Raw genomic sequence first — 13224 nt, forward strand, 5'->3', positions numbered from 1 at the left:
CAGCGCCTCGCACATGCCGGCGCTGGCGGATGAACGAAGCCTGAGACAACGACAAGAAGGGCCCATCATGCAGTTGATCGAACATTCCGACTCGCCCCGCTACGTCCGTCTGCATGACGCCGACAACGTGGTGGTGGTCGTCAACGACGCAGGCCTGGGAGAAGGTGCCTGCTTCGCCGACGGCTTGACCTTGGTCGAGGGCGTACCACAGAGCCACAAGGTCGCCACGGTGGATATCGGCAAGGGAGAACCGGTACGGCGCTATGGCCAGATCATCGGCTATGCCCTGGAAGACCTGCGCAAGGGCAGCTGGGTGAAGGAAAGCCAATTGGCCATGCCTGCCGCACCGGAGCTGGACAGCCTGCCGCGCTGCGATGCCGTCCCCAAAGCCTTGCCACCGCTCGACGGTTATACGTTCGAAGGCTATCGCAACGCCGACGGCAGCGTCGGCACCCGCAACCTTCTGGGTATCACCACCACCGTGCAGTGCGTGGCCGGGGTGCTGGAGCATGCGGTCAAGCGTATCCGCGAAGAATTGCTGCCCAAGTACCCTAATGTCGATGACGTGGTCGCCCTCACCCATAGCTACGGCTGCGGCGTGGCGATCAATGCCCGGGACGCCTACATCCCGATTCGCACGGTGCGTAACCTCGCACGCAACCCCAACCTCGGCGGGGAAGCACTGGTCATCAGCCTTGGCTGCGAAAAGCTGCAAGCCGACCAGGTCATGCATGCAGACGATCCTTCGGTGGACTTGAGCGAGCCGTGGCTGTACCGGTTGCAGGATGCCAGCCTGGGTTTCGTCGAAATGATCGAACAGATCATGGCACTGGCCGAAGCGCGCTTGGTCAAGCTCGACAAACGCCGCCGCGAGACCGTACCGGCCAGCGAGCTGATCCTGGGCATGCAGTGCGGCGGCAGCGATGCATTCTCCGGCATCACCGCCAACCCGGCGCTGGGCTACGCCGCGGATCTTCTGGTGCGCGCCGGGGCGACGGTGCTGTTCTCAGAGGTCACCGAAGTGCGCGACGCCATCTACATGCTCACCTCCCGCGCCGAAACCCCGGCCGTAGCCGAGGCCCTGGTGCGTGAAATGGACTGGTACGACCGCTACCTGCAGCAAGGCGCGGCAGACCGCAGTGCCAACACCACGCCGGGGAACAAGAAAGGCGGCTTGTCCAACATCGTCGAGAAATCCCTTGGCTCGATCGTCAAGTCTGGCAGCGGCGCCATCCAGGGAGTGCTTGGCCCGGGCGAGCGCGTGGCGCGCAAGGGCCTGATCTTCTGCGCCACCCCCGCCAGCGACTTCGTCTGCGGCACCTTGCAACTGGCGGCCGGGATGAACCTGCACGTCTTCACCACCGGACGCGGCACGCCCTACGGCCTGGCCATGGCGCCGGTGGTCAAGGTGTGCACCCGCACGGAACTCGCCCAGCGCTGGCCCGACCTGATCGATATCGACGCCGGCCGCATCGCCAGCGGCCGGGCGACCATCGAGGAGCTGGGCTGGGAGCTTTTCCACTACTACCTGGACGTGGCCAGCGGTCGCAAGCGGACCTGGGCCGAACGACACAAGCTGCACAACGACATCACCCTGTTCAACCCGGCGCCCATCACCTGAAGCGACACGATTGCCGTGGGACGCCTCGCGAAGGCGCTCCCGCCACGAGGCGCCTGTCATCCATTCTTCCACTGGAGCACCCCATGCCTGAGATCCTCGGCCACAACTTCATCGCCGGCGAACGTAGCGCCGCCGGCACGCAACGCCTCGAAAGCCTGGACGCCACCACCGGCCAGGCCCTGCCCTACACCTTCATCCAGGCCACCGAAGCCGAGGTGGACCAGGCCGCACGCGCGGCGGCGGCCGCCTTCGCCGAGTTCCGCCAACTGCCGGCGACGCGCCGCGCCGAATTCCTCGAAACGATCGCCGAGGAGCTCGACCAGCTGGGCGATGACTTCGTGGCGATCGTCTGCCGCGAAACCGCATTGCCCGCCGCGCGCATCCAGGGGGAACGTGGACGCACCAGCGGCCAGATGCGCCTGTTCGCCCAGGTCCTGCGTCGCGGTGACTTCCTTGGCGCAAGAATCGACCTCGCTCAACCCCAGCGCCAGCCACTGCCTCGCGTGGACATCCGCCAGATGCGCATCGGCGTCGGGCCGGTCGCGGTGTTCGGCGCCAGCAACTTCCCGCTGGCGTTCTCCACCGCAGGCGGTGACACCGCTGCTGCACTGGCCGCAGGCTGCCCGGTGGTGTTCAAGGCACACAGTGGCCACATGGCCACCGCCGACATGGTCGGCTGCGCCATCCTGCGCGCCGCAGAGCGCACCGGCATGCCCAAGGGCGTCTTCAACATGGTCTTCGGCGGTGGCGTCGGCCAATGGCTGGTCAAGCACCCGGCGATCCAGGCGGTCGGCTTCACCGGCTCGCTCAAGGGCGGCGATGCTCTTTGCCGCATGGCAGCCGAGCGTGCGCAGCCGATCCCGGTATTCGCCGAGATGTCCAGCATCAACCCGGTGATCATCCTGCCCGGCGCCCTGGCCAAGCGAGGCGAAGCCATCGCCCACGAACTGGCAGGCTCGGTCTGCCTCGGTGCCGGCCAGTTCTGTACCAACCCCGGCCTGGTCATCGGCCTGCGATCGGCTCACTACAGCCAGCTGCTGGCCGACCTCGGGCGGCATCTGGATCAACAAGCCGGCCAGACCCTGCTCAATGCCGGCGGCCTGCACAGCTATGTGAACGGCCTTGCGCACCTGAGCGCCCATGCCGGCATCGAGCACCTGGCCGGCCAGCCCCAGGCAGGCAACCAGGCCCGCGCCCAGCTGTTCAAGGCCGATGCCCGGTTGTTGGTCGATGCCGACCCGCTGCTGCAAGAGGAAGTGTTCGGCCCCGCTACGGTAGCCGTCGAGGTACAGGACGACGCGCAATTGCGCGCCGCGCTGCTGGGCCTGCGTGGTCAGTTGACCGCCACCTTGATCGGCGAGCCGGAGGATCTGGAGGCCTACGCCTGGCTCGTGCCGCTGCTGGAAGAAAAGGTTGGGCGCATTCTGGTCAACGGCTACCCGACCGGCGTGGAAGTGTGCGACGCCATGGTCCACGGGGGCCCCTACCCCGCCACCTCCGACGCCCGCGGTACGTCGGTGGGCACCCTGGCCATCGATCGCTTCCTGCGCCCGGTGTGCTACCAGAACTATCCGCAGTCGCTGTTGCCCGAAGCCCTGCGTGACGATAATCCACTGGGCCTTCGCCGCCTGGTCAACGGCCAGTGGAGCGAAGACGCCATCGCCTGAGGCACCCCGGGGCCGCTGCGCGGCCCATCGCGGGGCAAGCCCCGCGAACGCCTATCGCGTCAGACGTTTTGCGCCTCGGCCTGCTCATGGGCCTGGCGCAACCGCTCCCGGCTGTTGGACAGGTGCATGCGCATCGCCATCTTCGCCCCTTCGCTGTCGCGCCGGGCGATCGCCTCATAGATCGCTTCATGCTCATGGCGCAACCGGCTCATGTAGTGCGCCTGGTCGTCATGGGCCAGACGCGCCGAATTGATTCGCGTGCGCGGAATGATGCTGGTCCCCAGGTGGTCGACGATGTCGGCAAAATAATGGTTGCCACTGGCCTGGGCGATACGCAGATGAAACTGGAAGTCCGCCGAAACGGCGTCCGATGCGTGGGCCGCGCCCTCGTTGAGCTCGTCCAGCGCGGCACGCATGCCAGCCAAGGCTTCATCGCTGCGCCGCTGGGCCGCCAAGCCTGCCGACTCCACTTCCAGGGCGATGCGCAGCTCCAGCACCGCCAGCACTTCGCGCAAGGTGACGATGGTCGCCGGATCGATACGAAAACCGCTGCTGGCCGGCGCGTCCAGCACGAAGGTGCCGATGCCGTGACGGGTCTCGACCTGGCCTGCGGCCTGCAACCGGGAAATGGCCTCACGCACCACGGTGCGGCTGACGCCTTCCTCGGCCATGATCTGCGATTCGGTCGGTAGCTTGTCGCCACGCTTGAGCTGACCACTGCGGATCCTTTCGGTCAGCACCGTGACCAACTCCTGGGCCAGACTGCGTGGTTTGCGCCGGGCCCGGGGCTGTGCCTGCTGCTCTGTCATGTCCTGTACATTCACGTTGAAAGACAGCCGTCATGATAGCGCATCGAGTTGTACGATCACATATGTCCGTAGGCTCGTTCTTGCGTCGAGCGTGACGGCCAAGCCGCTGCGGATCCGCATGGCAGCCCCCCAGGCGCAGTCCCCCACGGTCGAGCCGTGAGGCCTGCGCCTGGGGCGATGGGAATTACCAGGTCATGACCGTGCTCCTGCGTGGGCGAAAATAAGGTTGGCTTTTCAGTTCTCGCCGATGCAATTGTTTGCGAGGGTGCGGTAGTTCAGCACCTGGGTCTGGTCGTTGGAATCGAGATAGGTGAGCCGAGCATTGACCACACCACAGGCCGGCGTAGCATCCTGGCTGGTCGCCAACACTTTCTTGATGTCCAGCTGGGTGCCGTACGTGTAGTTGCGCACGTTGTCGGCGGCTTCGGCGCGAGCGGCCAAGGCGCAGACATTGAGGGCGGCGAACAGGCAGGCGGCGTAGATGGCTTTGGTGTTCATGATGGGCTCTCCGGGCTTCGATGGGCTGTAGGGTCGGTCGCTGCGAGGCGCTGTGCCTCGATGGAGCCCATTTAACGCCCGGAAAGTACCTCGTCTGTGTCAGCGACCCCGGCCGCTTGAACCTTTACGTATCAGCGCCGCGTGCTGATACACATTGATACAACTCGACAGGCCGCTTTGCAGGAGCGGTATCGGACTGTGCCGTATTTCGAGAGAACGTATGCCAGCCAAGCCTTGTCGAGCTCCATACGGATCGAGCCGGTTGCTCGACCGCTGGACCATAGCCACATGGAGTCAAAGCAATAGGCAGGCCCACAGCAGGTTGGAAGACGAAGGTTTTGTTCTGAACGCCACCCACAAAAACACAAAGCCCCTGACTTCTTCTCAGAAATCAGGGGCTTCGCGTTTCACATGTATGGCGGAGAGATAGGGATTTGAACCCTAGGTACTGTTGCCAGTACAACGGATTTCGAATCCGTCCCGTTCGACCACTCCGGCATCTCTCCAGTGGCGCGCATGATACCAGCGATTTCGTGAAAGGCAAACCCTTCTTTGAAAAAAATTCGCGTGGTATCAGACGCTTGCGTGAGCGAGGCGCTTAGAGCGGCACGCCCAGACGCTTGGCCACTTCCTCGTAGGCTTCGATGACATCACCGAGGCCCTGGCGGAAGCGGTCCTTGTCCATCTTCTTGCGGGTTTCCTTGTCCCACAGGCGGCAGCCGTCGGGGCTGAACTCGTCGCCCAGGACGATCTGGCCGTGGAACACACCGAATTCGAGCTTGAAGTCGACCAGCAGCAGGCCGGCGTCATCGAACAGCTTGCTCAGCACTTCATTGACCTTCAGCGACAGCTGCTTCATGGTCGCGAGCTGCTCGGCGGTGCCCCAGCCGAAAGCCACGACGTGGGATTCGTTGATGAAGGGGTCGCCCTTCTCGTCGTTCTTCAGGAACAGCTCGAAGGTGGACGGCTCCAGCTTGATGCCCTCCTCCACGCCCAGGCGCTTGACCAGGCTGCCGGCGGCGTAGTTGCGCACTACGCACTCGACCGGGATCATGTCCAGCTTCTTGACCAGGCATTCGTTGTCGCCCAGCAGCTTGTCGAACTGGGTCGGGATGCCGGCTTCTTCGAGCTTCTGCATGATGAAGGCGTTGAACTTATTGTTCACCATGCCCTTGCGGTCCAGCTGTTCGATGCGCTTGCCGTCGAACGCCGAGGTGTCGTTACGGAACAGCAGGATCAAGCGGTCGGCGTCGTCGGTCTTGTAAACCGATTTGGCCTTGCCGCGGTAGAGTTCTTCGCGTTTTTCCATGATGGGCTCCGCTTGCTTGAGTAGGTGGGCTAGGCGATTTCGCGCCAGTCGAGCCCGTGTTCCTGGTTCGCCACCTGGAGCCAGTCCGGGTCGCACCCCAAGGTGTCGACGAAGCACTGGCGGGCCAGTTGTGGCCGGTTGTTCTTGCTGCTGAGGTGGGCCAGCACCAGGTGTTGCAGGTGTTTCCAGCCCAGCTCGGCCACCAGGCTCGCGGCCTGGTGGTTGTTCAGATGCCCCTGGTTGCCGCCGACCCTGAGTTTCAGGAAGTGCGGGTAATGCCCTCGGGCCAGCATGTCGCGACAGTGGTTGGCCTCGATCAGCAGGGCGTCCAAGCCTTGGTAGCGGTCCAGCAGATACCTGTCGTAGGAGCCCAGATCGGTGAGCATGCCGAAACGTCGGCGGCCATCGCTGAACACATACTGCAGCGGCTCGAACGCATCATGCTCGACCCGTGCCGCGCTGACTTCCAATGCGCCAATGCGCAGGCTGTCGCCACAACGAAGGAAACCGGTCGCCTCCACAGGTTTGCGCATGCCGCGCAAGGTGCCCTGGCTGAGATAGACCGGTACATTGTAGCGCCGCGCCAACAGCCCCACCCCATGCACGTGGTCGGCATGTTCGTGGGTGACCAGCACCGCGCTCAGCTGTGCCGCGGACACGCCGAGCAGCGCCAGGCGCCGCTCGGTCTCGCGCAGGGAAAAACCGCAATCGACCAGGACGAAGGTGTCGTCCTGGGCGATCAGCGTGCCGTTCCCCTGGCTGCCGCTTCCAAGTACCGCGAAACGCACTTAGCCCAGGTGGTCCTGGATCATGCTCAACACGCGGCGGGCCACATCGGCTGGCGCCACGGTGTTGATGTTCTTCTCGACGGTGACCTGCACGTTCTCGCCCACCTTGCTCAGGCGAACCTGGTAGCGCTCGGCACGGGCTTCACGCTCTTCCTTGGACGGCTCGCTGCCGAACATGCGGCCAAAGAAGCCCGGCTGGTCCTGCTTGTCGTCGGGTTTCTCGGACAGGTTGATGTAGTACAGGCCCAAGCTGCGGTTGATGTCCTCGACGCGCCACTCGCCCTGCTCCAGGGCACGACCCACGCTGGACCAGGCGCGGTCCAGGTCGGCGCCCAGGTACAGCACCGGGTTGCCGCTGCCGTCTTCGCTGAGGCTGACGCGGCTTGGCGCGTCGAAGTCGCGGGCGGCGAGCAGGGAAACCGAACCGCCTTTCTCGGCGCTGCGGTTCATGCTGGCCAGCATCTCGTCGACCAGCAGGGCGTCAGCGCCGGTGTTGGTGGAGCTGGACGGGAATTCAGGCTCGGCGGAGCTGCCGGCCGGGCGCTCGACGCTGACGATGTACACCTCGGAGGTGTTGCGCTGCACGCCAGGCTCCATGCGAACGCGCACGCGCACTTCGCTGTCGGGGCTGCTGGAGGTGCTGGCCAGACGCTGGCCGAGGGACGCGGACAGCTCGTCGAAACGCTGCCAGGTGGTGTTGAATTCACCGGTCTGCGGGCGCTCTTCGGCGATGCGGAAGCCGTTGTCCTCGAAGAACTGGCGGGCCACCGGCCAGACTTCGGCCGGGGCGCGCTGGGCCAGCACCCAACGGCTGCTGCCGCTGCGCTGCAGGGTGAAATCGCTTGCTTCGGCCGCTGCGGTCAGCGGCTGCGGACGGGGCACCTCGAACTCGCCGCTGGCGTGATCGTCGGCGACGTTGCGCGGGATCGGCAGCAGCGGGTCCAGGCGTTTGACGTTGCTGGCGTCCGGCGGCAGCTGCATCGGCGCGGTGGGGTGCGCCTGCAGGTAGTCGCTGCCGCGGTCGCGGAAATAGCCATCCTCGCCCCACAGCCAGCCGCAACCGCTGGTGCTGGAGATGATCAGGGCAAGGGTGGAAAGACCAGCCAGTCGCTTCATGCGGTGTACTTCCTCGATTAAACCAGTACGCCGGACTGGCGCAGGGCCGCACGGACTTTTTCGTGGCAGCCTTCGCTCAGCCAGGTCAGCGGCAGGCGGATGCCCTTCTGCATCAGGCCCATTTCCACCAACGCCCACTTCACAGGGATCGGGTTGGCTTCGCAGAACAGGTCTTTGTGCAGCGGCATGAGTTTTTCGTTGATTGCGCGGGCCTTCTCGGCATTGCCCTCAAGGGCGGCCTCGCACAGGTCGGCCATTTCGCGCGGGGCGACGTTGGCGGTGACCGAGATGTTGCCCTTGCCGCCCATCAGGATCAGCTCGACGGCGGTCGGGTCGTCGCCGGACAGGACGATGAAGTCCTTGTCGACGCCTTCGAGGATGGCCTTGGCGCGCACCAGGTCGCCGGTGGCTTCCTTGATGCCGATGATGTTCTTGACCTTCGACAGGCGGATCACGGTCTCGGCCTGCATGTCGCAGGAGGTGCGGCCGGGCACGTTGTAGAGGATCTGCGGGATGTCGACGGCTTCGGCGATGTGCTTGAAGTGCTGGTACAGGCCTTCCTGGGTCGGCTTGTTGTAGTACGGCACCACCAGCAGGCAGGCGTCGGCACCGGCATTCTTGGCGTTCTGGGTCAGGTGGACGGCTTCGGCAGTGGAGTTCGCACCGGTACCGGCGATGACCGGAACGCGGTGGTTGCTGCGCTTGACGCGCTCGACCACGTGCTTGATGACCAGGATGTGCTCTTCGACATCCAGGGTGGCGGACTCGCCGGTGGTGCCGACCGCGACGATCGCGTGGGTGCCTTTTTCCAGGTGGAAGTCTACAAGCTTGTCGAGGCTGTCCCAATCAAGACGCCCTTGTGCATCCATGGGTGTGACCAATGCCACCATACTGCCCGCAATCATGTAACTGCTCCTGCCGGAAAAAGAGAGCGGTAATGGTACTGGCGCCATCGGCCTTGCACAAGCGAAGCAGGTGGGCGGAGCATTCCCCTCGGCGCCGCTTTTCGCTACCCTTCTCCCTTTGATCGGCGCAGCGTGGCCCGCCGGGCCGTCGACAATGCTCCGCGCCAGCGTCCACGACCTCGATTGCGAGCCCGGGGCCCTGCCGACAGGAGGCTTTCGCCTGTCCTGTGCCGACCGCTCATCGCTTTAGGAATGCTGCATGTCCACCCCCACCGTCCGCGAACAGTTCCTCGTCATCAGTGCCCTGGGGCCCAACCCCATGGAGCTGGCCAATGTCCTCAGCCGCGCCGCCTTCGACAATCGTTGCGCGGTGATCACCTCGCGCCTGACCCGCCACGGCGAGACCAGCGCCGTGGTGCTGCAGGTCGGTGGCAGCTGGGATGCCCTGGCACGCCTGGAGGCCGTCCTGCCGGGCCTGGCCAAGAAGCACGGCCTGACCCTCGACGTGGTGCGCAGCGCCGACCAGGAAGTGCGCCCGCAAGCCCTGCCCTATGTGGCCTACGTGAGCGCCGCCTATCGCCCGGACATCGTCAGCGAGCTGTGCCAGTTCTTCCTCGACCACCGCGTCGAGCTGGAAAGCATGACCTGCGACACCTACCTGGCACCCCAGACCGGCAGCAGCATGCTCAACGCCCAGTTCACCGTGATCCTGCCGGCCGGCACCCAGATCAGCTGGCTGCGCGACCAGTTCCTGGACTTCGCCGACGCCCTGAACCTGGATGCGCTGATCGAACCCTGGCGCCCACAGAACCCCATGTAAGGAAGCTCCCATGGCCGTAGCACTCGACCAACCCGTCGCCGATTTCCAGGCCCAGGCCACCAGCGGCCAGGCCATCAGCCTTGCCGGCCTCAAGGGCAGCCAGGTGGTGCTGTACTTCTATCCCAAGGACAGCACCCCGGGCTGCACGACCGAGGGCCAGGGCTTCCGTGACCAGCACGAGGCCTTCCAGGCCGCCAACACCGTGGTGTTCGGCGTGTCTCGCGATGGCCTCAAGTCCCATGAGAACTTCAAGGCCAAGCAGGGCTTCCCGTTCGAGCTGATCAGCGACAAGGACGAAGCCCTGTGCCAGCTGTTCGACGTGATCAAGCTCAAGAAGCTGTACGGCAAGGAATACATGGGCGTGGACCGCAGCACCTTCCTGATCGACAAGGAGGGTGTGCTTCGCCAGGAGTGGCGTGGGGTGAAAGTGCCCGGGCATGTGGATGCGGTGTTGGCCGCGGCACAGGCGCTGGATAAGGCTTGAGATCGATGGGGGCTGCCTTGCAGCCCTTTCGCGGCACAAGGCCGCTCCTACAGAGCATGCAATTTCCTGTAGGAGCGGCCTTGCGCCGCGAAAGGGCCGCAAAGCGGCCCCCATGCCTTAGAGCAGCGGCGCCACCGAAGGCTCCTGCCTCGGCCACGCATCCAGCACTGCCTTGAACAGCGTCGCCAGCGGAATGGCGAAGAAGATCCCCCAGAACCCCCACAGCCCGCCAAACAGCAGCACCGCACAGATGATCGCCACCGGGTGCAGGCTGACCGCCTCGGAGAACAGCAACGGCACCAGCACGTTGCCATCGAGCGCCTGGATGATCGCGTACACCGCCATCAAGTAGATGAACTGGTCGCCCCAGCCCCACTGGAACAGCGCGATCAAGGTCACCGGCACAGTCACCACCACGGCCCCGACGTAGGGCACCACCACTGATAACCCCACCAGCAAGGCCAGCAGCGCGGCATAATTCAGCCCCAGGCTGATGAAGGCGATGTAGGTGGCGATGCCGCAGATCAGGATCTCGATACCCTTGCCGCGGATGTAATTGGCGATTTGCCGGTTCATCTCGTCGCCCACCCGGTTCAACAGGGTGCGCTGGCGCGGCAGGTAGCCACTGGCCCAACGGGCGATGAGCTCGCGATCCTTGAGAAAGAAGAACACCAGGATCGGCACCAGTACCAGGTAGATCATGGCGTTGACCAGCAGCGGCAGGCTCGACAGGGAGAAGGTCAGCGCCCACTGGCCGAACTTGCCGATCTCGCCACGCACCGACTCGATGGCGCGCAGCACCTGCTCGTCCGACACCAGGTGCGGGTAGCGCTCGGGCAACAACAGCAACAGCGACTGCCACTTGCCCAGCATGCCCGGCAGCTCGTTGAACAAGGTGATCAACTGGTGCCAGAGCAGCGGCACCAGCACCAGCATGAACACTGCCAGGGCGCCCATGAACAGGGCGAATACCACCCACACAGCCAGCCGGGTCGGCACGTGCAGGCGCTCAAGGGCATTGACCAGGCCCTGCATGAGGAAGGCCAGGACCATGCCGGCCAACACCGGTGCGAGCATCCCGCCCAAGGTCAGCACCACGGTGAAGGCCAGGAACAGCAGGACCGCCAGCACCACCGCCTCCTCATCGGAGAAGTAGCGCTGCATCCAGTCGCGAAGCACTTTGAACATTGACGATCCTTGGGGTGGGCTCAGGCCTTGCGCAGCCAGTAGGTGTAGACGCCGGCCTCGGCGGTTTCACGAAGCAGCGTATGACCGGCGAGCTGGGCAAAAGTGCGGAAGTCGCGCTGGGAGCCGGCATCGGTGGCGATCACCTTGAGCACCGCGCCGCTGGCCAGGCGGTTGAGTTCCATCTTCGCCTTGAGCAGCGGCAACGGGCAGTTCAGCCCGCTGGCGTCCAGCTCGGCGTCGCAGGTCGGGGTGTCAATCATCCGGTAATCTCCTGGCGGGGCAATCTAGCATTGCAGACAAGTTCGGTAGGATAACGCCACTGGTCGCCAACGTGTGAGCCGGCTACAGTAGGCTTTTTGACCGACGCGAGCTTCATGCATGAATCTACTGCGCCCTACCCTGTTGACGCTGGCCTGCCTGATGGCCCTACCCGGCCACGCCGACGACCTGCCGTCACTGGGTGACGCCAGTTCCGCGATCGTCTCGCCTCAGCAGGAGCATCAACTGGGCCGGGCCTGGCTGAGCCTCTTGCGCGGCCAGGTCAACCAGCTCAACGACCCGCAGCTCAAGGACTACGTCGAGACCAGCGTGTACAAGCTGGCCGAGACCAGCCAACTGCAGGACCGGCGCCTTGAATTCATCCTGATCGACAGCCGCGAGCTCAACGCCTTCGCCGCTCCAGGCGGGATCGTCGGGGTCAATGGCGGCCTGTTCCTCAACGCCCAGACCGAAGGCGAATACGCCTCGGTGCTGGCCCACGAACTGGCGCACTTGTCCCAGCGCCACTTCGCCCGCGGCGTCGAGGCCCAGCAGCGCATGCAGCTGCCGATGATGGCAGCGCTGCTGGCTGGTATCGTGCTGGCGGCAGGCGGCGGTGGCGATGCCGGCATCGGCGTGATCGCCGGCACCCAGGCCGCGGCGATCCAGGAACAGCGCCGCTTCTCCCGGCAGAACGAACAGGAAGCCGACCGCATCGGCATTCAGAACCTGGAAAAAGCCGGCTACGACCCGCGCAACATGCCCACCATGTTCGAGCGCCTGGCCCGCCAGTACCGCTACGACGCAAAGCCTCCGGAATTCCTGCTCACTCACCCGGTCACCGAGTCGCGTATCGCCGACACCCGCAACCGTGCCGAACAAGCGCCCAAGGGCGGCGTTGAGGACAGCGCGCGCTACCAGCTGATCCGCGCCCGCGTCGCCTTGATCTACGAAGGCACGCCGGGCCTTGCCGCCAAGCGCTTCCGCGCCCAGCTCGACGAAGACCCGAAACTCGATGCCGCACGCTATGGCCTGGCCATCGCGCAGATCAAGGGCGGCCAGCTCAACGAAGCGCGGGCCAACCTGCAGCCGTTGCTGGCCAAGGCGCCGAACGACATCACCTACAACCTGGCCCAGGTCGACCTGGACATCACCAACAACCGCCTGGCCGATGCCCAACAACGCGTCGAGCGCCTGCGTGCGCTATACCCGAGCAACTATCCGCTGCAGCAGGTCCGCGCCGACCTGCTGATCAAGCAGAACCGCCCGGCCGAAGCCGAGAAGGTGCTGGACGACCTGATCAAGCGCCGCCCCTACGACCCGGACGTGTGGTACGACGTGGCCGAAGTGCGCGGGTTGTCGGGCAACACCATCGGTCTGCATCGGGCCCGCGCCGAGTACTTCACCCTGGTGGGCGATTTCGACCAGGCCATCCAACAGCTGGACTACGCCAAGCGCCGTGCGGGCAGCAATTTCCCGCTGGCGTCGCAGATCGACCAGCGCCAGCGGGAGATCCTGGAGCAGCAACGGATGGTCAAGGAAATGATGGGGCGCTAGGTTGGCGCGCAAGGCCGCTCCCACAAGGGATTCGCGCTTCCCTGTAGGAGATTACCCAGCCCTTCGGGCTGCGCTGTCGCGCAGAGAACAAGCTGCTAGCGCCACCTCCTGTGGGAGCGGGCTTGTCCCGCGATCAAGGGCGAAGCCCTTGCCAGGCGACGGTGATATCGGGCCCGGCCCAATCGCGGGACCAGCCCGCTCCCA

Annotated in this window: 13 protein-coding genes and 1 tRNA gene; 5 read left to right on the forward strand and 9 right to left on the reverse strand. The window is 64.8% G+C overall.

All coding sequences use genetic code 11. The annotated features are described in order from the left end of the window. Positions 1-67 precede the first annotated feature (67 nt). Positions 68-1621 (forward strand): galactarate dehydratase, encoded by a 1554-nt coding sequence (gene garD, locus ACNFG0_RS21275; RefSeq protein ID WP_196155643.1) that lies wholly within the window; start codon positions 68-70, stop codon positions 1619-1621. An 83-nt stretch (positions 1622-1704) separates the two neighbouring features. After that, positions 1705-3288: an aldehyde dehydrogenase (NADP(+)) gene (locus ACNFG0_RS21280; protein WP_416766275.1), complete on the forward strand. Its 1584-nt coding sequence runs from the start codon at positions 1705-1707 to the stop codon at positions 3286-3288. Positions 3289-3347: 59 nt separating this feature from the next. Here ACNFG0_RS21280 and ACNFG0_RS21285 read toward each other — a convergent pair whose 3' ends face one another. From ACNFG0_RS21285 to dapA, 7 genes are all read right to left on the reverse strand, one after another. Continuing rightward, entirely contained in the window at positions 3348-4097 is a 750-nt protein-coding gene (locus ACNFG0_RS21285) for a FadR/GntR family transcriptional regulator (RefSeq protein WP_416766276.1), read from the reverse strand. 234 nt (positions 4098-4331) lie between these two features. Beyond that, positions 4332-4595, reverse strand: coding sequence for a DUF2790 domain-containing protein (locus tag ACNFG0_RS21290; protein WP_416766278.1), 264 nt, complete (start codon positions 4593-4595; stop codon positions 4332-4334). 416 nt (positions 4596-5011) lie between these two features. Further along, positions 5012-5101 (reverse strand) — tRNA-Ser (locus tag ACNFG0_RS21295). A 92-nt stretch (positions 5102-5193) separates the two neighbouring features. Continuing rightward, positions 5194-5904 (reverse strand): phosphoribosylaminoimidazolesuccinocarboxamide synthase, encoded by a 711-nt coding sequence (gene purC / locus ACNFG0_RS21300; RefSeq protein ID WP_043213139.1) that lies wholly within the window; start codon positions 5902-5904, stop codon positions 5194-5196. A gap of 29 nt (positions 5905-5933) precedes the next feature. Next, the gene (locus ACNFG0_RS21305) at positions 5934-6692 is read right to left on the reverse strand and encodes an MBL fold metallo-hydrolase (protein ID WP_196155647.1); all 759 of its coding nucleotides are present in this window, start codon (positions 6690-6692) and stop codon (positions 5934-5936) included. Beyond that, positions 6693-7808 carry an outer membrane protein assembly factor BamC gene (gene bamC, locus ACNFG0_RS21310; RefSeq protein WP_416766279.1) on the reverse strand — a complete coding sequence of 372 codons (1116 nt, stop codon included), beginning with the start codon at positions 7806-7808 and terminating at the stop codon, positions 6693-6695. Positions 7809-7825: 17 nt separating this feature from the next. Further along, a complete protein-coding gene (gene dapA / locus ACNFG0_RS21315) occupies positions 7826-8713 on the reverse strand; it encodes a 4-hydroxy-tetrahydrodipicolinate synthase (RefSeq protein WP_196155649.1) in 888 nt (295 codons plus the stop codon). A 259-nt stretch (positions 8714-8972) separates the two neighbouring features. On the opposite strand from dapA, the gene ACNFG0_RS21320 reads away from it, so the two are divergent. Together ACNFG0_RS21320 and ACNFG0_RS21325 are read left to right on the forward strand one after the other, a co-directional pair. Continuing rightward, entirely contained in the window at positions 8973-9533 is a 561-nt protein-coding gene (locus tag ACNFG0_RS21320) for a glycine cleavage system protein R (protein ID WP_196144914.1), read from the forward strand. Positions 9534-9543: 10 nt separating this feature from the next. Continuing rightward, on the forward strand, positions 9544-10017 hold the full coding sequence (locus tag ACNFG0_RS21325) for a peroxiredoxin (protein ID WP_196155650.1): 474 nt from the start codon (positions 9544-9546) through the stop codon (positions 10015-10017). Positions 10018-10134: 117 nt separating this feature from the next. On the opposite strand, the gene ACNFG0_RS21330 is transcribed toward ACNFG0_RS21325, so the two are convergent. Continuing rightward, the gene (locus tag ACNFG0_RS21330; RefSeq protein ID WP_196144912.1) at positions 10135-11205 is read right to left on the reverse strand and encodes an AI-2E family transporter; all 1071 of its coding nucleotides are present in this window, start codon (positions 11203-11205) and stop codon (positions 10135-10137) included. Between the two features lie 20 nt (positions 11206-11225). Further along, a complete protein-coding gene (locus ACNFG0_RS21335) occupies positions 11226-11465 on the reverse strand; it encodes a sulfurtransferase TusA family protein (RefSeq protein WP_043213126.1) in 240 nt (79 codons plus the stop codon). A gap of 118 nt (positions 11466-11583) precedes the next feature. Here ACNFG0_RS21335 and ACNFG0_RS21340 point away from each other — a divergent pair, with 118 nt between their 5' ends. Then, positions 11584-13020, forward strand: a complete 1437-nt coding sequence (locus tag ACNFG0_RS21340; protein ID WP_084854501.1) for a M48 family metalloprotease — start codon at positions 11584-11586, stop codon at positions 13018-13020. Positions 13021-13224 lie beyond the last annotated feature (204 nt).

The sequence above is a fragment of the Pseudomonas sp. NY15372 genome (assembly GCF_048068215.1).
In the GTDB taxonomy this organism is placed as follows: Bacteria; Pseudomonadota; Gammaproteobacteria; order Pseudomonadales; family Pseudomonadaceae; genus Aquipseudomonas; species Aquipseudomonas guariconensis_A.

What these genes read in the sequence shown, in the direction of transcription:
- garD (WP_196155643.1), top strand. Translation starts at nt 68, where the DNA reads ATGCAGTTGATCGAACATTCCGACTCGCCCCGCTACGTCCGTCTGCAT.
- ACNFG0_RS21280 (WP_416766275.1), top strand. Translation starts at nt 1,705, where the DNA reads ATGCCTGAGATCCTCGGCCACAACTTCATCGCCGGCGAACGTAGCGCC.
- ACNFG0_RS21285 (WP_416766276.1), bottom strand. Translation starts at nt 4,097, where the DNA reads ATGACAGAGCAGCAGGCACAGCCCCGGGCCCGGCGCAAACCACGCAGT.
- ACNFG0_RS21290 (WP_416766278.1), bottom strand. Translation starts at nt 4,595, where the DNA reads ATGAACACCAAAGCCATCTACGCCGCCTGCCTGTTCGCCGCCCTCAAT.
- purC (WP_043213139.1), bottom strand. Translation starts at nt 5,904, where the DNA reads ATGGAAAAACGCGAAGAACTCTACCGCGGCAAGGCCAAATCGGTTTAC.
- bamC (WP_416766279.1), bottom strand. Translation starts at nt 7,808, where the DNA reads ATGAAGCGACTGGCTGGTCTTTCCACCCTTGCCCTGATCATCTCCAGC.
- dapA (WP_196155649.1), bottom strand. Translation starts at nt 8,713, where the DNA reads ATGATTGCGGGCAGTATGGTGGCATTGGTCACACCCATGGATGCACAA.
- ACNFG0_RS21320 (WP_196144914.1), top strand. Translation starts at nt 8,973, where the DNA reads ATGTCCACCCCCACCGTCCGCGAACAGTTCCTCGTCATCAGTGCCCTG.
- ACNFG0_RS21325 (WP_196155650.1), top strand. Translation starts at nt 9,544, where the DNA reads ATGGCCGTAGCACTCGACCAACCCGTCGCCGATTTCCAGGCCCAGGCC.
- ACNFG0_RS21330 (WP_196144912.1), bottom strand. Translation starts at nt 11,205, where the DNA reads ATGTTCAAAGTGCTTCGCGACTGGATGCAGCGCTACTTCTCCGATGAG.
- ACNFG0_RS21335 (WP_043213126.1), bottom strand. Translation starts at nt 11,465, where the DNA reads ATGATTGACACCCCGACCTGCGACGCCGAGCTGGACGCCAGCGGGCTG.
- ACNFG0_RS21340 (WP_084854501.1), top strand. Translation starts at nt 11,584, where the DNA reads ATGAATCTACTGCGCCCTACCCTGTTGACGCTGGCCTGCCTGATGGCC.